This is a genomic window from Actinomadura miaoliensis (assembly GCF_039536785.1).
GTDB lineage: Bacteria > Actinomycetota > Actinomycetes > Streptosporangiales > Streptosporangiaceae > Spirillospora > Spirillospora miaoliensis.
In genome coordinates this window covers 1-18,649 of record NZ_BAAAZG010000013.1, presented here as the reverse complement: position 1 = coordinate 18,649, position 18,649 = coordinate 1, and the positions used below count along the sequence as shown (strand labels likewise).

The window sequence follows — 18,649 nt, the reverse complement described above, 5'->3', positions numbered from 1 at the left end:
CGCCCGGCCCCGCGCCCCCCGCGCCCGGGCGGGGGCGCGGCGGCCCGGGCGGCTCCTCGGCGAGCAGCCGCCGCAGCTGGCTCTTGCGCCGCCCGTAGACCAGGTAGACCAGCACGCCGAGCGCCATCCAGACCAGGAAGTACGCCCAGGTCTGCACCTTGAGGTTGAGCATCAGCCAGCCGACCGCGCCGATGGCCAGCGCCGCGGTCAGCGGGGCCAGCGGGACGCGGAACGGGCGGTGCAGGTCGGGCCGGTCGCGGCGCAGCGCCAGCACGCCCGCCGGGACGAACAGGAACGCGAACAGCGTCCCGATCACCACCATCTGCTCCAGCGTCAGCACGTCGAGGGTCTGCGACATCACGATCGCGGCGCCGCCGGACACCCACGCGGCCCGGAAGGGCACGCCGTAGCGGCGCGTCTCGGCCAGCCCGCGCGGCAGCAGCCCGTCGCGCGACATGGAGAACACCACCCGGGTCAGGGCGATCAGCACCACGAGGATGACGGTGGTCAGGCCGAGCACCGCCCCCACGTCGATGACCTTGCCCATGACGCCCGCGCCCGCCGCGTCGAACGCGGTGGTGAGCACCGGCCCGGACGGGTCGAGGCGGGCGTAGGAGACCATCCCGACCATGGTGACGGCGACCCCGATGTACAGCACGACGGTCGTCACCAGGCTGACGATGATGCCGCGCGGGATGCTGCGCGGGGCGTCCCGGGTCTCCTCGGCGGCGGTGGCGATGAGATCGAATCCGATGTAGGCGAAGGCGATGGCGGGCGCGGCGGCCAGCACCCCCCAGATCCCGAACACCTGCGGCGTGCTGCCGGTGGCGGCGCCGAGCACCGCGTCCAGCACGGTCTGGCCGCTGCCGTCGGCGGCGGGCCGGGCCTCCGGCACGAACGGGCTCAGGTTGCCCGGGTCGAAGAACGTCAGGCCGACGCCGATGACCAGGCCGATCACCACCACCTTGGCCAGCACCATGAACCACAGCGTGCGCAGCCCGAGCCGGCTGCCGGTGGCCAGCACCCCCACCAGCAGCAGCAGGATGCCGAGCGCGAACAGGTCGAAGCCCTTGGGCTGGCCGACCAGGCCGGCGAGCCAGGACGGCACAGGGACGGCGAAGTCGCTGAGCGCCTGCGCGGCGAACACCGACCAGGCCCGCGCCACCACCGAGGCGGCCAGCAGCATCTCCAGGATCAGCGCCCAGCCGACCACCCAGGCCCACAGCTCGCCGAACGCCACGTAGCTGTAGGAGTAGGCGCTGCCCGCGACCGGCACGATCGAGGCCAGCTCGGCGTAGAACAGCGCGGCCAGCAGGCACACCACGCCCGCGATGACGAAGGAGACGATCACGGCCGGACCGGCCGCGGTGGCGGCCTGCACCCCGGCGATCTTGAAGATGCCCGAGCCGATCATGACGCCGAGGCCGAGCACGATCAGGTCGCGGGTGCGGTAGGCCACGCGCAGCCGGTGCCGGCCGCCGTAGAGCTGCCCGGTCGCCTGTTCGACGGGCAGACGCCGGAACATGTTGTTGCCCATGCGGTTGTCCCAGGGTCGTAGTGGTCCCCCCATGGCTGAACCCGCGCCGCTGTTCGCGAGCACAAAGCCTGGCGAAGTCACTAAGAGTTCACCAAGTTTGGGTAAAACAGCAATGGTTCCGGTCGTATTGGTGCTGTCTCGTTGCCTTTCGGAGATGAAACGACGTTCGGTAATTACATCCGCTAAGTCGCGATCTTGAAGTTTGCGCCATATGCCTGCCAACCGCCCTGGTCGCGAGGGGTGTCGGACCGGTTGCGATCCGTCCGCGTTGAGCGGGGTATGTTACAGCTGGATGACATGATCGTCGGGTGGCCGCCGGGACTCTGGCGACCTCCCGTGATCGATGCGACGGTGGAGCCGAGGTCCCCCCAGGGAGGTCATGTGTCACCGAGCGCGATGTCCCCGATCCCCGTCCCTCCCGTCCGATCCCGGCGCCGCTCGCGGCACCCCGGCCGCCTCCGCCGCCGCGCGGCGCTCGCCGTGGTCCTCGCCGCGACCGTGCCGCTGGCCGTGCCGGGCCCGGCCGCGCTCGCCGCACCTCCCCTGACCGCCCCGCCCGTCACCGCGCCCCCCGTGACGGCGCCGCCCAAGCAGCCGGTCGCCACCGGTTACGGCGGCGCGGTCGCCACCGTCGACCCCGACGCCAGCCGCAGCGCCATCGAGGTGCTCAGGCGCGGCGGCAACGCCGTGGACGCCGCCGTCGCCGCCGCGGCCACCCTCGGCGTCACCGAGCCGTACGTCGCGGCGATCGGCGGGGGCGGCTACCTGACCTACTACGACGCCAAGCGCCGCCGCGTGTACGCGCTGGACGGCCGCGAGACCGCGCCGCGGGCCATGCACGAGCGGTCGTTCGTCGACCCGTCCACCGGGCAGGCCATACCGTTCGACCAGGCCGTCACCAGCGGGCTGAGCGTCGGCGTGCCCGGCACCGTGGCCCAGTGGGACCTGGCGCTGCGCCGCTTCGGCACCCGCGACCTCGGCACCCTCCTGCGGCCCGCGATCGACGTCGCCGAGAAGGGCTTCGTCGTCGACCAGGAGTTCCACGACCAGACCGCCACCAACGAGGCGCGGTTCCGCGACATCACGCCCACGCGCAAGCTGTTCCTGCCCGGCGGCAAGCCGCCCGCCGTCGGCTCGGTGTTCCGCAACCCCGACCTGGCGCGCACCTACCGCGAACTGGCCAGGCGCGGGCCGGACTGGCTGTACGAGGGGCGGCTCGGCGAGGAGGTCGTGCGCACCGTCCAGAAGCCGCCGGTCGAGCCTGCCGCCACGCGCAACGTGCGTCCGGGGCTGATGCGGAAGGGCGATCTGGAGGCCTACAAGTCCACGTGGCGCGAGCCCACCCGCGTGTCCTACCGGGGGCTGGACGTCTACGGGATGCCGCCGTCCTCCTCCGGCGGCTCCACCGTCGGCGAGGCCCTGAACATCCTCGGCAACTTCCACCTCGACGCCAAGGACCAGGTGAAGGCCCTCCACTACTACCTGGAGGCGTCCAAGCTCGCCTACGCCGACCGCGGCCGGTACGTCGGCGACCCCGACAAGGTCGACGTGCCGCTCAAGGAACTGCTGTCGCGCGGCTTCGCCAGTGAACGCGCCTGCCTGATCAAGCCCGACCGGGCCGCCGCCGCGCCCGTCGCCCCCGGCTCCCCGGACGGCGACTACGCGCCCTGCGTCCCGCCCGGCGGCGCCACCCGCGCCCTCGCCTACGAGGGGCCGCAGACCACGCACCTGGCCGTCGCCGACAAGTGGGGCAACATCGTCTCCTACACCATCACCATCGAGCAGTTCGGCGGCAGCGGGCTCACCGTGCCCGGCCGCGGCTTCCTGCTCAACAACGAGCTGACCGACTTCACCCTGCAGCCGCCCGCGCAGGGCGCGCCGGCCGACCCGAACCTGCCCGGACCGGGCAAGCGCCCGCGCAGCAGCATGTCCCCGACGATCGTGCTCAAGGACGGCCGTCCGATGCTGGCCGTCGGCACGCCCGGCGGGTCCACCATCATCACCACCGTGCTGCAGATCCTGCTCAACCGGATCGACCTGGGCATGGACCTGCCCGCCGCCCTGGCCGCGCCGCGCGCCACCCAGCGCAACACCCCGCAGGTGTTCGCCGAGCAGGCGTTCATCGACCGGTACGGCACGGCGCTGGCCGCGCGCGGGCACCGGCTGGAGCTGTTCGCCGGCCCGCCCGCCGGGACGATCGGCGCCGCCGCCGGACTGGAGGTGCTGCGTCCCGGCCTGGTGCAGGCCGTCGCCGAACCGGTGCGCCGGGGCGGCGGCAGCGCCATGGTGGTCCGTCCGGCCCGCTAGGGCCGTGTTCGAGTAGGGCCGGGCCCCGTCCGGCGCCCGACCGGGCGCCGGACGGGACTACGCTCAACGGCTGGGGGAAGGAGTGGTCCATGGCCCAGGCGTACGTTCAGGTGACGACGACCACCGACTCGCGTCAGGAGGCGGCGGACCTGGCCAAGTCCGCGGTCACCGAACGCCTGGCCGCGTGCGCGCAGCTCGTCGGGCCCATCGCCAGCACCTACTGGTGGGAGGGCGAGATCGAGACGGCCGAGGAGTGGATGGTGGTGTTCAAGACCACCGACGACCGCTTCGACGAGCTGGCCACCCTCATCACCGAGGGGCACTCCTACGACACCCCCGAGATCATCGCCACCCCCGTGGTCGCGGGCAGCATGGACTACCTGGCCTGGGTGGCCGAGCAGACCGAGCCCCCCGAACCCGCCGAGGACGAGGACGACGTCGAGGACGTCGGGCCCGTCACCGACTGACTCGTCCCTGTGTGTCACAGTACGTACCGGGGTAAATAAGCCATCGGTTACTCCGGAGGAACGCTGTGGACGACGTGGACGACGTGGACTACGGTCTGTTCGGGCCCGGCTCGGTGACCTGGCGGGTCATGGGCGAGCCGGTGCTGTTCGTGGGAGGCATCCGGGCCCTGCTGCTGCAGGCGCTGCACCCGCGGTCGATGTGGGGCACCGCGCAGAACTCCGAGCTGATGGATCCGCGGGCCGCCTGGGCGCGGCTCGGCCGCACCGTGGAGTTCGTCCGGGTCCGCACCTACGGCACCCACGAGGAGGTCGAACGGGTCGGCCGCCGCGTCCGCCGGCTGCACTCCAGGCTCACCGGCCTGGACATGCGCACCGGCGAGGTGTTCCCCGTCGACGACCCGGAGAACCTGCTGTGGGTGCACATGGGCGAGGTCGACTCCTACCTCGACGTGGCGCGCCGCGCGGGCGTGCCGCTGAGCCGCGAGGACGCCGACCGGTTCGTCGACGAGCAGCGCCGCGCCGCCGCGGTCGTGGGCCTGGACCCGGCCGACGTGCCCGCCTCCGTCGCGGAGATGAAGGACTACTACGCGGCGATGCGCCCGCACATCTTCGCCTGCAAGGAGGCCCGGCAGGGGCTGGTGCGCATGTTCAACCCGGCCGTGCCCCGCCAGCTCATGCCGCTCAAGCTGGCCGCGCCCGCCCTGGCGACGCTCGTCGTCGCCACGCTGCCGCGCTGGGCCCGCCGCATGTACGGCCTGCCGGGCCTGCCCACCTCCGACCTGGCCGCCACGCTGACGCTCAAGGGGCTCTACCGCACCACGCACGTCGTCCCCGCGCAGTGGCGCTACTCGCCGGACGCCCAGCGCGCACGGCGCCTGACGCGCGAGTACGAGTCCGCCCAGGACGGCTGGGCCATCGCCTCCTGAGCCCCGGGCGTTCCCGCGCCCGGGGGCGCGGGGACGGGGCCGTGTCAGCCGCGGCGCATGAGGCGGCCCACCGCGGCCATCAGCTCGGTGGACATCTCGTCGCCCTTGCCCTCCTCGGCGCCCTCGGCCACGCAGTGGCGGACGTGGCCGTCGAGCAGGCCGAGCGCCACCTTGTCGAGGGCCGCCTGGATGGCGCTGATCTGGGTGAGCACGTCGATGCAGTAGCGGTCTTCCTCGACCATGCGCTCGATGCCGCGCACCTGGCCCTCGATGCGGCGCAGGCGGGTCTGCAGCTGGTCCTTGGTCGCGCTGTAACCACGCGTGGGGGTCTGGCTGGTGGCCATGGTCGTCCTCGCAATCGGCGGGGGCTCGGTCCTCGGGTCCCCACCGTGGGGCCAACCCCCACGGGGTATGGTATACCCCGGGCCCAAGAGGTCAGCCCCGCGCGAGACCGGGCGGGACGTTCCAGGCCGCGATCACCGGCCGGTCGTGCTCGCGGCCCAGCCTGGACAGGGTGCCGGTGTCCAGCGCGAACAGCCGTCCGGCGGCGGGTTCCAGGCCCAGCCAGCGCGCCGTGAGGATCCGCAGGACGTGGCCGTGCGCCACCAGCACCACGTCCCCGTCGCCGTCGAGGAGGGGACGCACCCGCTCCAGGACCGCGTCCACCCGCGCCCCGACGTGCTCGACCGTCTCCCCGGGATGCTCGGCGTCGCCGGGGACGACGCCGTCCTCCCACAGGTACCAGCCCGGACGCTCGCGCCGGACCTCGGCGGTGGTGATCCCCTCGTAGCCGCCGTAGTCCCACTCCCACAGGCCGGGATCGACGTCGTCGACGGTGAGCCCGGCCAGCTCCGCGGTGCGCAGTGCGCGCCGGGCCGGGCTCGCCAGCACCTTCGCGACGCGCAGCGACCGCACCAGCGGCGCCACCGAGCGCGCCTGCCGCTCGCCGCGTTCGGTCAGGGGCAGGTCGGTGCGCCCGGTGTGCCGCCGGTCGCGGCTCCACTCCGTCTCGCCGTGCCGAAGCAGGATCAGCTCGCCCATGGGGGTCATCATCGCCGGTCCGGCGAGGACGCCCCGCCGCGGGGGCCGGGGATCGGCTCAGGACAGGACGGACTCCAGGGACACGTGGTCCAGGCCGTGGGCCTCGGCGACGGGCCCGTACACCAGCGAGCCGTCGTGCGCGTTGAGGCCGAGGGCCAGGGCGGGGTCGTCGCGCAGCGCGGCGTGCCAGCCCTTGTTCGCGATGGCGACCGCGTACGGCAGCGTCACGTTGGTGAGGGCGTAGGTGGAGGTGTTGGGAACCGCCCCGGGCATGTTGGCCACGCAGTAGAACACCGACTCGTGCACCGTGTAGGTGGGGTCGGCGTGCGTGGTGGGACGCGAGTCCTCGAAGCAGCCGCCCTGGTCGATGGCGATGTCGACCAGCACCGAACCCGGCTTCATCGCCGCGACCAGGTCGTTGGAGATCAGCGTGGGCGCCTTGGCGCCGGGGATGAGCACCGCGCCGATCACCAGGTCGGCGGCGCGCGCCTCCCGCTCGACGGCGTAGGCGCTGGACATCATGGTGCGGACGCGGCCCTGGTAGATCGCGTCGATGTGGCGCAGCCGGTCCAGGTTGAGGTCCAGGACGGTGACGTCGGCGCCCATGCCGACCGCCATCTGCGCGGCGTTCAGCCCGGACACGCCGCCGCCGATCACCACCACCTTGGCGGGGGCCACGCCCGGCACGCCGCCGGGCAGCACGCCGCGGCCGCCGTTGAAGCGCATCAGGTTGTACGCGCCGACCTGCGCCGCCAGCCGCCCGGCCACCTCCGACATCGGGGCCAGCAGCGGCAGCGACCGGTCGGGCAGCTGGACGGTCTCGTAGGCGATCGCGGTGACACCCGCCGCCAGCAGCGCGTCGGTGCACGAGCGGGACGCGGCCAGGTGCAGGTAGGTGAACAGCGTCTGGCCGCGGCGGATGCGGTGGTACTCCTCGGCGACGGGCTCCTTGACCTTGAGCACCAGCTCGGCCTCGCCCCACACCTCGTCCGGCCCGTCCAGGATCTTGGCGCCCGCGCCGGTGTACTCCTCGTCCGGGATGGCCGAACCCAGGCCTGCGCCGCGCTCGACGAAGACCTCGTGCCCGTGGCGTGTCAGCTCGTGGACCCCTGCGGGGGTGATCGCCACCCGGTATTCGTGGTTTTTGACCTCGCGTGGTACGCCGACCTTCACAGTGCCCTCCGTCATCCTCGACCAGGGGATACGGCATAAGGGTGCGTGCTCGCCGCGCCGCCCTGCCATGTTCACTGTGTACGAGTATCCCCGCAGTTGCTAACACCATGTAAACGGCCTGTTAGGAGTTCGCGTACGACCAGAACGACCCGCCTCATAGGTCGCAAACGCCACATCGGTGCAGGTCAGGATGGGGCCGTGTGCGGTTCCAGCGAGGGGCGGGTGCGGGGGCGGGCGTCCCGGCCGGACGGAGGCGCGGGCGTGCGGTCAGACGTGCGGTCAGGCGCGAGGGACGGGTGCGAGGGCGGGCGAGGGGTCAGGTGCGGCGCGGGGGGCGCACCGGGAGCCACTCGTCGGCGATCGCGACGGTCAGCTGCTCCAGCAGCGGGCCGGCCTGCCGGACGCGGCGGTCGGCGTCCGGCTCGATGTCGGCCAGGGCGTACACGGCGTGGATGCGGGCGCGGCGCAGCTGCTCGCCGGTCAGCCCCCGGCGGTCGGCCACCGCGACCACCGGGACGCGGGCGCGGGCGGCGGCGCGGGCCACGCCGACGGTGCTGCGGCCGCGCAGCGTCCGCACGTCCAGCGAACCCTCCCCGGTGACGACCAGCCGCGCGCCCCGCGCCCGGTCGGCGAAGCGGAGCAGGTCGAGCATGAGCGCGGTGCCGTCCTCGACCCGGGCGCCCAGGAACGCCAGCGCGGCGAACCCCACGCCGCCCGCGGCGCCCGCGCCCGGCCGGTCCCGCACCGCCGAGCGCGACGCCGCCTCGGCCAGGTCGGCCCAGCGGCGCAGGCCCGCGTCCAGCACCCGGATCTCCTCGCGCCCGGCGCCCGCGTGCCGGGCCGCGAGCGCGGCGGCGCCGTTGCGGCCCAGCAGCGGCCCCGCCGAGTCGCCCGCCAGGATCACCTCCACGCCCGACAGGTCGGCCATGCCGCGCAGGTCGAGGGCGTGCAGGGAGCGCAGCGCGGCGCCGCCGGGCGGCAGATCCTTGCCGAGGGCGTCCAGCAGCCGCCCGCCGAGGCCCTGCACGAGCCCGGCGCCGCCGTCGGCGCACGCGCCGCCGCCGATCCCCAGCACGACGCGCCGGGCGCCCAGCCGCACCGCGTGCGCGACGAGCTGGCCGGTGCCCAGGCTGGTGGCGGTGAGCGGCTGCGGCCTGCCGCCGGGCAGCCGCCGCACCCCCGACGCCTCGGCCAGCTCCACCACGGCGGTGCCGCCGTTCAGCGCCAGGCACGCGGTCACCGGACGTCCCGTCGGCCCGCACACCTCCAGCTCCACCCGCCGCCAGCCGGACGCGACGGCGGCCGCGGCGGTGCCGTCGCCGCCGTCGGCGACCGGCAGCTCCACCAGGGGCACGCCGGGGCGGGCGCGGCGCAGCCCGGCGGCCAGGTGGCGGGCCACCTCGGGCGCCGACAGCGAGCCGGCGAAGCGGTCGGGGGCGAGCAGGACATGACCCGGCGGGGAGAGGTCGGAGGGGGTGTCCGGGGAGACCACAGCCACGCCTTTCACGCCGGGGTTCGGTGAAGCCTTACCTTCTGCTTACGTCATGAGGGCACTATTTGACACCCAGAACCTGCTCCACGACGTGCAAACCGAAATAGACGAGGAAGACGATCGAGATGACGGGGAGCAGCCAGCCCGCCTCACGCCACCGGCCGCGCGCGAGCTTGACCACCGTGTAGGCGACGATCCCGGCGCCGACGCCGTTGGTGATGGAAAAGGTGAACGGCATGAACACGATGGTGAGGAACGCCGGGATCGCCACGTCCAGGTCGTCCCAGTCCAGCTTGGCGACCTGCGTCATCATCAGCGCGCCGACCAGCACCAGGGCGGGCGCGGCGGCCTGGGACGGGACGGTGGCCGCCAGCGGCGTCAGGAACAGCGTCACCGCGAACAGCGCCCCGGTCGCCAGGTTGGCCAGCCCGGTGCGGGCGCCCTCGCCGACGCCCGCCGCCGACTCCACGTAGACGGTGTTGGCCGACGAGCTGGTCACGCCGCCGAGCGCGGCCGACAGGCCGTCCACCGACAGGATGCGGCCCAGGCGCGGGACCTCGCCGCGCTCGGTGACCAGCCCGGCCTCGTCGCTGATGCCGAGGATGGTGCCCATCGCGTCGAAGAACCCCGACAGCACCAGCGTGAACAGCACGACCAGCGCGGTGACGAACCCGGCGCGGCCGAACCCGCCGAACAGGTCGATCCGCCCCAGCAGCGAGAAGTCGGGGGCGGCGAACAGGCGCTCGGGCATCTGCGGGACGACCAGGCCCCAGGCGTCCTTCGGCACGGTGGCGACCGCCTCGATCACGACGGCCAGCACGGTCGCCGCCACGATGCCGATCAGGATGGCGCCGGGCACCCGCCGCACGTAGAGCACGATCATCACCAGCAGCGCGAACGCGAACACCACCGCGGGCCAGGCGGTCAGCCGCCCGCCGGTGCCCAGCGACAGCGGCGGGCTGCCCGCCTGCGAGCTGACGAACTTGGCGTCCACCAGCCCGACCAGCGCGATGAACGCGCCGATGCCGACCGCGATGGCGTGCTTGAGCGCCAGCGGGATCGCGTTCATGATCAGCTCCCGCACGCCGGTGACGGCCAGCAGGATGATGACCACGCCCTCCAGCACCACCAGGCCCATGGCCTGCGGCCAGGTCATCACCGGCGCGGCCTGGAAGGCCACCACCGCGTTGATGCCCAGGCCCGCGGCCAGCGCCAGCGGCGTGTTGCCGACCAGCCCCATGATCACCGTGGCGATCGCCGCGGACAGCGCTGTCATGGTGGTCAGCTGCGGGATCGACAGGGTGGCGCCGGTGACGTCCTTCGCCCCGCCCAGGATCAGCGGGTTCAGCACGATGATGTAGGCCATCGCGAAGAACGTGGTGACGCCGCCGCGCAGCTCGCGCGGCACGCTGGTCCCGCGCGCCGACAGCTCGAAGAACCGGTCGAGGGCGCCTCGGGGGGCCGGCGGGGTGTCGGACGGCCCGGGGGCGCCGGCGGGCGGCCTTCCGGGGCCGCCTGTGTTGACGTGCGACATCTTGCGCGCGCTCCGATTCCAGGGGGACGGACGATGGGACGGGTGCGAGTACCCCCGGGGGCGCACGGAGGACCGCGGGGCACAGGGTAACCGTTCGTTATCGCACCAGTCTGTCCCGGTCGGCCCGCGGTTCACCCCATCGGCGCCGGTCAGTCCGGCGGGGCGGGGTCAGCTGCCCCGGTACGTGCTGTAGCCGTACGGGCTGAGCAGCAGCGGAACGTGATGGTGCTGACCGGCGTCGGCGATCGTGAAGATCACGCAGACCTCGGGGTAGAAGCAGGTCTCGCCCCGTTCGGCGAAGTACGGGCCGGTGCCGAAGCGCAGCCGGTACGTGCCGTCCGCCGAACCGGCGTCCGGCGGGGCGGCCCAGCGTCCGTCGCCGTCGGTGGCCGCCTCGGCCAGCGACCGCCAGGTGTCGCCCTCGTAGCGGTCGAGCCGGACGGGGACCCCGGCCGCGGGACGCCCTCGCGCGGTGTCGAGGACATGCGTGCTCACACTCATGCCCCCATGTAATACAAGACCTGATGTACGAGGGGAGCCGGGCGGCCCCACAACATACGCCGCAAAATACGCCGCAACGACCGGCAGCGCCGTACGGGCCGCGCACTATACCCTGCCCTGGTGCGGGGTCTTCGGGTGACCTTCCGCGGCTGGAGTCATGAGGCGGTGGTGTTGCGATGGATCGGGAGACACTGGGGCAGCGCATCCGGGCGCTGCGCATCCGGCAGGGCATCAGCCAGGCCCAGCTGGCGTTCCCGGAGCTGTCCGACAGCTACATCTCACTGATCGAGAGCGACAAGCGGGTCCCCGCGCCCAGCGTCATCGACCTGCTGGCCACCAAGCTGAACTGCTCGCCGACCTACCTGGTCAGCGGCGTCAGCGAGGACGTGGTGGACGAGCTGCGCGTCACCCTGGACTACGCCGAGATCGCGCTGCAGAACGGCGCGCCCGCCGAGGCCCGCGCCCGCTTCGCCGAGGTGCTGGCCAACGCCGACGCCGTCGCCCTGCCCGACATGCTGCACCAGGCGCGCTGGGGGCACGCCCTGGCCCTGGAGGCGGCCGGCGACCTGGAGGAGGCCATCGCCGGGCTGCGCGAGCTGACCGAGGAGGCCAACCCCGAGGCGGACCTGGACCACTGGGCCCGGGTGCACGTGGCCCTCAGCCGCTGCCTGCGCGAACGCGGCGACATCAGCGCGAGCGTGCAGGTCGCCGAGGACGCGCTGCGCCGCCTGGCGGCCAGCGGGCACGACACCACCGACGCGGCGGTGCACCTGGGCGCGACGCTGCTGGCGGCCTTCATCCAGCGCGGCGACCTGGTGCGGGCCCGCCAGCTCGCCGCCCAGATCGTCGAGCGCGCCGAGCGCATCGGCAGCCCGCGCGCCCGCATGGAGGCCTGCTGGGAGGCTGCCTACGTCGCCGAGGTGCGCGGCGACTACGAGGAGGGCGTCACGCTGGCCGAGCGGGCGCTGCTGCTGGCGGGCGAGGACGAGGACCCGCGCAGCCACAACCGGCTGCGCGTGGCGTACGCCAGCCTGCTGCTGCGCGCCCGTCCCGAGCGGGCGGGGGAGGCCCGCGAACTGCTCGGCCGGGTCCGCGCCGAGATCAACACCAGCGCCGACGGGGAGATCGACGTGGCGTGGTGCCTGACCGAGCTGGCCCGCGCCGAGACCGCCCTGGGCCGCCCCGCCGAGGCGGTCGCGCTGGCCGAGGAGGCCTTGGAGCTGCTCGGGGACGCCCCGCGCCGGGCCACCGCCGGGGCGCTGACCGTGCTGGGCGAGGCCCTGGTACGGACGGACCGCCGCGACCGCGCCGTCGAGGTGCTCACCAGCGCGGCCACCCACCTGGAGGAGATGGAGTCGTCCCGGGTCGCCGCCCAGACCTGGTTCGACCTGGCCGAGCTGCTCGCCGAGACGGGCGCCGCCGAGGAGTCGCGCCTGGCCGCCTACCGGCGGGCGCTCGCCTGCGCCGGGGTCTAGCCCCGGCGGTGCGAACCGCGGCGAATACGGCGGAACCGCCCGCTCGATGATCGCGTCCGTGAGTATTGTCGCGGTCCAAACGAGTGGGGAGTGGCCGGAGGATGTTCGGTGTGGTTCGTCCGTGCAGGCATGTGCTGTGCGGGTCGCTGTTCGAGGATTGGTTGGCGCATCTGTGCGGGTTGTGCCTGACGTTGCGTGGTGAGCATGGGCAGGCGGCTCGTCTGGTGACCAACTATGACGGGTTGTTGGTGTCGGTGCTGGTGGAGGCGCAGTGTCCGGAGTTGTCGCCGCGTCGTAAGGCCGGGCCGTGTGCGTTGCGGGGGATGCGTGGTGCCGAGGTGGTGTCGGCGCGGGCGGAGGGTGCGCGGCTGGCGGCGGCGGCGTCGCTGCTGCTGGCGGCGGGCAAGACCCGTGATCATGTGGCCGATGGAGACGGCGCGTATGCGCGGCGGGTGGTGGCGGCGGCTGCGGGGCGGATGGCGGATCGGTGGGATGCCGCGGGGGCGCGTACGGGTGCGGCGGTGGGGTTCGATCCGGGGGTGTTGCGGGAGGCGGTGGCGCGGCAGCCGTTGCTGGAGGCCGCCGGGGGTCTGGGGTTGCTGGAGTTGACCGAGCCGGCGGAGACGGCGGTGGCGGCGGTGTTCGCGCATACGGCGGTGCTGGCGGGGCGGGAGGGCAACGCCGAGGCGCTGGCGGAGGCGGGGCGGTTCTTCGGCCGTATCGCGCATCTGGTGGACGCGGTGGAGGACCTGGCGGACGACGTGGCCTCGGGTGCGTACAACCCGCTGGTCGCTACGAACACTGGTCTGGATGAGGCGCGTCGTTTGTGTGATGAGGCGGCGCACGGGTTGCGGTTGGCGTTGGCGGATGTGCAGATGCAGGACCGGCGGTTGGTGCGGGCGCTGCTGGATCGTGAGGTGGCCCGTTCGGTCGACCGGGTGTTCAACGCCTACCCGCCGGGCGGCTACGGCCCGCAAGGCCCGCAGGGCCCGTACCCGCCACAGGGCCCGTACCCGCCACAGGGCGGGTACCCGCCCCCGCCGCCCCACGGCGGACACGGCGGGTACGGCGGTGGCCATGGAGCCGGCGGTCATGGTGGCGGTGGCGACTACCCGCCGATCGGTGGGGGCGGCGGAATCTTCGATGGCGGTCTGTCCGGCGGCAAGGGGCGCCCCCAGCGTCCCGGACTCCCGATCCCGTGCTTCACCGGCACGCTGGTCTGCCTCACCTGCGGCGTCTACCAGCCGAAGTGGAGCAAGCACCACGGCAAGAAGTTCTCCGACCGCTGCTGGTGCACGCGGCACTGCGGCGACTGCGACTGCTGTGACTGCTGCGACTGTGGGTGCGACTGCTGAGCCCACGCCAGCCCATGCCGGCGCCGCACTCTTGACCAAGCGCACGCTTGGGTGACACGCTCGCGGCGTGGCGAGGGCGACGTTCGCGGAACTGCTGCTGGAACGCGCCGGCGACGACCACGCCGGCCTGCGCTTCGAGGACGAGTCGTACACCTGGGCCGAGACCGTGCGCGCCGCTGGGGCCCGGGCACGGATGCTGCGCGAGCTGTGCTCGGGCCCCGGCGACCGCCCGCCCCATGTGGGCGTGCTGCTGGAGAACGTGCCCGAATACGTGTTCTGGCTCGGCGGCGCCGCGCTGGCGGGGGCGACGCTCGTCGGCGTCAACCCCACCCGGCGCGGCGCCGAGCTGGCCGCCGACATCCGCCACACCGACTGCGACCTGATCGTCACCGACTCCGCCCACGCCCCGCTGCTGGACGGCCACTACACCGGTCCCACGCTCCGCGTGGACGACGCCGCCTACCCGGCCGCGCTCCCGGACGGCGACCCCGCCCCCGTGGACGTCGCACCGGGTGACCGGCTGCTCCTGCTGTTCACGTCCGGTTCCACGGGCCGGCCCAAGGCGGTGATCTGCAGCCAGGGCAGGCTGGCCGACATCGCGCGGCGGTCCGCCATGATGGGCCTGGGCCGCGGCTCGGTCACCTACTGCGCGATGCCGCTGTTCCACGGCAACGCGATCATGGCGAACGTGGCGATGGCCGCGCACGCCGGCGCCACGGTCGCGCTGCGCCGCCGCTTCTCCGCCTCCGGGTTCCTGGACGATGTGCGCCGCTTCGGCGTCACCTACTTCAACTACGTCGGCCGCGCCCTGGCCTACGTCCTCGCCACCCCCGAGCGCCCCGACGACGCCGACAACCCGCTGGAGGCCGCGTTCGGCACCGAGGCGTCCGCCCAGGACATGGCCCGGTTCGCCGAGCGCTTCGGCTGCCGGATCATCGAGGGGTACGGGTCCAGTGAGGGCGCCATCTCCCTGCGCAAGACCCCGGACACGCCGCCCGACGCGCTCGGCGTCCCCCAGGACGGGCTCGAAGTCGCGATCCTGGACCCGGACACCGGCGCCGAGTGCCCGCGCGCCCGCTTCGGCCCCGACGGCGCGCTGCTCAACGCCGACGAGGCCATCGGCGAGATCGTCGGGCTGCGCGCCGCCGCCGCGTTCGAGGGCTATTACAACGACCCGGACGCCGACGCTGAACGCGTCCGCGACGGCGCCTACTGGAGCGGCGACCTCGGCTACCGCGACGCCGGCGGCTTCTTCTACTTCGCCGGACGCGGCGCCGACCGGCTGCGCGTGGACAGCGAGAACTTCGCCGCCGCGCCCGTCGAGCGCATCCTGTCCCGCTGGGCCCCGGTGGTGATGTGCGCGGTCTACCCGGTGCCCGACCCCCGCACCGGCGACCAGGTGATGGCGGCGCTGGAACTGGACGGACGGCCGTTCGACCCTGGGGCGTTCGCCGCCTTCCTGGCCGCGCAGCCCGACCTGGGCACCAAGTGGGCGCCGCGGTTCGTCCGCGTGGTGCGGTCCATGCCGCTGACCGCCACCGGCAAGGTCGACAAGCGCCCGCTGCGCCGCGCGCACTGGGAGACCGGCGACCCGGTCTGGTGGCGTCCCGGCCGGGACCTGGTCTACCGCCCCCTGGACCACGCGCGCGCCGCGGCACTGCGCGCGGAGTTCGCCGCACACGGCCGCGCCCACGTGCTCACCGCACTTTGACCCCTGGCGCGGCCACGGGGGACCCTCAGTAGGGTTGGGACAGGCCCCGTACCGACTCTGGAGAATCCCGGCCGCCCATGAACATCGACATGCTGCGTCGCGCGCCGCGCCGCCTGCTCGGCGCCGGCACGGCCCTGGCATTGGCGTTCGCGGGGCTGCTCGCGACGCCCGCGTCCGCCCACACACTGTCACCCGGCCACGGCACGGTCCCGTACGCGCAGAACGACGGCGCGGAGGGCGGCATCCCGTGGCTCATGATCGTCATCGGGCTGGTCGTCGGGATCGGCATCGGCATGGCGATGGTCTTCCGCGCCAAGCGCGGAGCGGAACGCGACCGGCGGGACCGCACGACGGGGTCCCGGGACAACGGATCGGTGGGCGGTGGCGACTAAGGACACCGGGACGGCGGCGGACACCGGCACGGCGGCCGTCCTGCGGGTCGGGGTGGTGGCCCTGGCCGCGGGCCTCGCCGTCCTCGTGGCGGGCCTGGTCCTCGGCGGGGCCGTCGCGGAGAAGGTCATCCCCGGGCTGGCCGACGCGGGCGCGCTGACCCGCTGGGGCCTGCCCGTCTCGCGGCTGGCGATGAACCTCGGCGCGGCGCTGACCGTCGGCGCGCTCCTGGCCGCCGCCGCGCTGCTGCCCCTGGAAGGCGGCAAGGGCAAGGAGGCGCCGCGCCTGTCGCGGGACGCCCTCGACTACCTGCGCGCCGCGTCCTGGGCGGCCACCGCGTGGGCGGCCGCCGCCGCGGCCACGCTCGTGTTCACCGTCGCCGACGTGCTCGGCCAGCCGGTCGGGGAGATCCTCACCGGCAGCGAGCTCAGCAACTACGTCGGGCAGCTGCCGCAGGGCACCGCGCTCATGCTGGTGGTGCTGCTGGCGGTGGTCGTCGCGCTGCTGGGCCGCACCACCACCACGCCGGCGGCGGCGTTCGGCCTGCTGGCGGTCGCCGGGATCGCGCTGCTGCCGCCCCCGCTGACCGGCCACTCCTCCTCGGCCGCCAACCACTCGGTCGCCGTCACCGGCGTCGCCCTGCACGTCGCCGCGGCCGCGCCCTGGGTGGGCGGACTGGCCATGCTGGCCGCGCACGGGCTGACCCGCCGCGCGCGGCTGGACGTCATGGCCGACCGGTTCAGCCGCATGGCCCTGTGGTGCTACGTCGCCGTCGGCGTCAGCGGCCTGGTGAACGTCATCGCCCGCCTGCCCGACCCGGCCGAGCTGGTCGGCACCGACTACGGCCGGCTGGCCCTCGGCAAGATCATCGCGTTCGCCGCGCTCGGCTGGTTCGGCTGGTGGCACCGGGGCCGCACGGTCCCCGCCGTCGCCGACGGCAGGCCCTGGGCGCTGACCCGGCTGGCCAGTGTCGAGATCGCCGTCATGGCCGCCACCATGGGCCTGGCCGTGGCGCTGGCCCGGACCGCGCCGCCCGCCCCCGCCACCGACGAGACGCCCGCCGAGGTGCTGCTCGGCTTCCCGGTCCCGCCGCCGATCACGGTCGGCCGGCTGGCGACGCTGTGGACGTTCGACCTGTTCTTCGCCGCGCTGGTGGTCGTGCTCGGCGGCCTGTACCTGGCGGGCGTGGTGCGGCTGCGCCGCCGCGGCGACTCCTGGCCGGTCATGCGCACCGTCGCGTGGCTGTTCGGCCTGCTCACGATCGTCGCCGTCACCCAGACCGGCGTCGCCCGGTACGCCCCGGTGATGTTCAGCGTGCACATGGCCGAGCACATGGTGCTGTCCATGCTGACGCCGATCTTCCTGGTGGCCGGGGCGCCCGTCACGCTGGCGCTGCGCGCCCTGCGGCCCGCGCGTGTCCGCGGCGACCGGGGCCCGCGCGAGTGGCTGACGGCCCTGCTGCACAGCCGCTACACCGCCGTCGTCGCGCACCCGGGCGTCGCCACCGTGATCTTCGTGGCGAGCACGTTCGTGCTGTACTTCACGCCGCTGTTCCAGGCCGCGATGCGCAACCACCTCGGACACATCGCGATGACCGTGCACTTCCTGGTGGCCGGGTCGCTGTTCTTCTGGGTGCTGATCGGCGTCGACCCGGCGCCCCGGCGGCTGCCCTACCCGGGGCGCATCCTGCTGCTGTTCGTCACCATGCCGTTCCACGCGTTCTTCGGCCTGGCGCTGATGAACCTCGGCGAACCCCTGGCGCGGGGCTGGTACAACGCCGTCTACCCGTCGTGGGCCACCTCGCTGCTGAAGGACCAGCACACCGGCGGCGCCATCGCCTGGGGCTTCGGTGAGATCCCCACGTTCATCGTGCTGGTGTTCCTGGCGTTCCAGTGGTTCTTCGCCGACCAGCGGCAGGCCCGGCGGCTGGACCGCAAGGCCGACCGCGCCGCCGAGCGCACCGCCGAGCGCGCCGCGCGCGGCGAGACGGCGGCGGCCGAGGACGACGAACTGGCCGCCTACAACGCCCGTCTCGCCAAGCTGGCCGAACGCGACCAGCAGGCCCGGACGCCCCGCCGGGCCGGGGGAGCCGGCGGCTCGGGCATCCCCCGCGCGGGGGAGGGGGACGGTTCCACGGTGTGACGGCGGCCCCGGGCGCGTCTGGGAGGATCGGGGCGTGTCCCCCCTCCTCCGGCCGCTGGTCGACCGCACCACCTGGCGGCGCTGGTCCTACCTGGTCGCGGGCGGCGCGCTGCTCATGCCGTACTGGTTCCTCGGGATGGGCGTGGTGCCCGTCCTGCGGCTCGGCCCGCCGATCGTCCAGGGCGTGCTGATCGCGTTCGTGCTGCCGTTCGCCGGCACGTTCGTCACCGGCCTGGTGCCCGCCGTGCGGCTGCTGGAGGGCGCCGCCGCCCGCGAGCTGCTGGCCGGGCCGATGGCCGGGCTGACCGTCGGCAGGCCGGGCGGCTGGGAGAGCCGGCTGCGCTCGGGCGTCTGGTTCTTCCTGCACCTGCACGTGGGCGTGATCGTCAGCGGGCTGAGCCTGGCCGTCCCGCCGTTCGCCGTCGCGCTGTCGCTGATGCCCGTCATCGGCGGCGACCACGCCCTCCTCACCACCTGGGGGTGGCGCGCGGACTGGCCCGCCTGGCTGGGCCCGGCCGCGGGCCTGCTGGCGCTCGCCGCGCTGTGCGCGGTGATCGTGGCGGCGGGCGCGCTGCTGGCCCGGCTGGCGCCGCGCCTG

15 protein-coding genes and 1 pseudogene are annotated in these 18,649 nt (G+C 74.0%); 9 read left to right on the top strand and 7 right to left on the bottom strand.

Annotated elements, in window-relative coordinates; all coding sequences use genetic code 11:
• The coding region (locus ABD811_RS11650; RefSeq protein WP_344945176.1) for an APC family permease at positions 1–1,537 on the bottom strand (1,537 nt) is incomplete at its 3' end.
• Between the two features lie 381 nt (positions 1,538–1,918).
• On the opposite strand from ABD811_RS11650, the gene ggt reads away from it, so the two are divergent.
• The 3 genes from ggt to ABD811_RS11635 all read left to right on the top strand — a co-directional run bounded on the left by ggt (position 1,919) and on the right by ABD811_RS11635 (position 5,237).
• Positions 1,919–3,844 carry a gamma-glutamyltransferase gene (gene ggt, locus ABD811_RS11645; RefSeq protein WP_344945173.1) on the top strand — a complete coding sequence of 642 codons (1,926 nt, stop codon included), beginning with the start codon at positions 1,919–1,921 and terminating at the stop codon, positions 3,842–3,844.
• An 89-nt stretch (positions 3,845–3,933) separates the two neighbouring features.
• Positions 3,934–4,311 carry a divalent-cation tolerance protein CutA gene (gene cutA, locus ABD811_RS11640; RefSeq protein WP_344945171.1) on the top strand — a complete coding sequence of 126 codons (378 nt, stop codon included), beginning with the start codon at positions 3,934–3,936 and terminating at the stop codon, positions 4,309–4,311.
• A 65-nt stretch (positions 4,312–4,376) separates the two neighbouring features.
• Positions 4,377–5,237 carry an oxygenase MpaB family protein gene (locus ABD811_RS11635; RefSeq protein WP_344945169.1) on the top strand — a complete coding sequence of 287 codons (861 nt, stop codon included), beginning with the start codon at positions 4,377–4,379 and terminating at the stop codon, positions 5,235–5,237.
• A gap of 44 nt (positions 5,238–5,281) precedes the next feature.
• On the opposite strand, the gene ABD811_RS11630 is transcribed toward ABD811_RS11635, so the two are convergent.
• The 6 genes from ABD811_RS11630 to uraH all read right to left on the bottom strand — a co-directional run bounded on the left by ABD811_RS11630 (position 5,282) and on the right by uraH (position 10,978).
• Entirely contained in the window at positions 5,282–5,581 is a 300-nt protein-coding gene (locus ABD811_RS11630) for a metal-sensitive transcriptional regulator (protein ID WP_344945167.1), read from the bottom strand.
• 91 nt (positions 5,582–5,672) lie between these two features.
• Positions 5,673–6,278, bottom strand: coding sequence for a histidine phosphatase family protein (locus ABD811_RS11625; protein WP_344945165.1), 606 nt, complete (start codon positions 6,276–6,278; stop codon positions 5,673–5,675).
• Between the two features lie 57 nt (positions 6,279–6,335).
• Positions 6,336–7,451 carry an alanine dehydrogenase gene (ald, locus tag ABD811_RS11620; protein ID WP_344945185.1) on the bottom strand — a complete coding sequence of 372 codons (1,116 nt, stop codon included), beginning with the start codon at positions 7,449–7,451 and terminating at the stop codon, positions 6,336–6,338.
• Between the two features lie 316 nt (positions 7,452–7,767).
• Positions 7,768–8,958 carry a glycerate kinase gene (locus ABD811_RS11615; RefSeq protein ID WP_425549393.1) on the bottom strand — a complete coding sequence of 397 codons (1,191 nt, stop codon included), beginning with the start codon at positions 8,956–8,958 and terminating at the stop codon, positions 7,768–7,770.
• Positions 8,959–9,004: 46 nt separating this feature from the next.
• Positions 9,005–10,477 (bottom strand): NCS2 family permease, encoded by a 1,473-nt coding sequence (locus ABD811_RS11610; RefSeq protein ID WP_344945162.1) that lies wholly within the window; start codon positions 10,475–10,477, stop codon positions 9,005–9,007.
• Between the two features lie 168 nt (positions 10,478–10,645).
• The gene (gene uraH, locus ABD811_RS11605) at positions 10,646–10,978 is read right to left on the bottom strand and encodes a hydroxyisourate hydrolase (protein WP_344945159.1); all 333 of its coding nucleotides are present in this window, start codon (positions 10,976–10,978) and stop codon (positions 10,646–10,648) included.
• Positions 10,979–11,154: 176 nt separating this feature from the next.
• Here uraH and ABD811_RS11600 point away from each other — a divergent pair, with 176 nt between their 5' ends.
• From ABD811_RS11600 to ABD811_RS11575, 6 genes and pseudogenes are all read left to right on the top strand, one after another.
• Positions 11,155–12,453, top strand: coding sequence for a helix-turn-helix domain-containing protein (locus ABD811_RS11600; RefSeq protein WP_344945156.1), 1,299 nt, complete (start codon positions 11,155–11,157; stop codon positions 12,451–12,453).
• Between the two features lie 101 nt (positions 12,454–12,554).
• Complete coding sequence (locus ABD811_RS11595; RefSeq protein WP_344945179.1) at positions 12,555–13,808, top strand: DUF5685 family protein; 1,254 nt, start codon at positions 12,555–12,557, stop codon at positions 13,806–13,808.
• Between the two features lie 67 nt (positions 13,809–13,875).
• The gene (locus ABD811_RS11590) at positions 13,876–15,519 is read left to right on the top strand and encodes an AMP-binding protein (RefSeq protein WP_344945153.1); all 1,644 of its coding nucleotides are present in this window, start codon (positions 13,876–13,878) and stop codon (positions 15,517–15,519) included.
• A 77-nt stretch (positions 15,520–15,596) separates the two neighbouring features.
• A complete protein-coding gene (locus ABD811_RS11585) occupies positions 15,597–15,911 on the top strand; it encodes a hypothetical protein (RefSeq protein ID WP_344945150.1) in 315 nt (104 codons plus the stop codon).
• Positions 15,901–18,051 carry a bifunctional copper resistance protein CopD/cytochrome c oxidase assembly protein gene (locus tag ABD811_RS11580; protein WP_344945147.1) on the top strand — a complete coding sequence of 717 codons (2,151 nt, stop codon included), beginning with the start codon at positions 15,901–15,903 and terminating at the stop codon, positions 18,049–18,051. Before ABD811_RS11585 ends, ABD811_RS11580 begins: the two co-directional genes overlap by 11 nt.
• 34 nt (positions 18,052–18,085) lie before the next feature.
• Positions 18,086–18,649, top strand: a pseudogene (locus ABD811_RS11575) (histidine kinase); the annotation flags it as partial.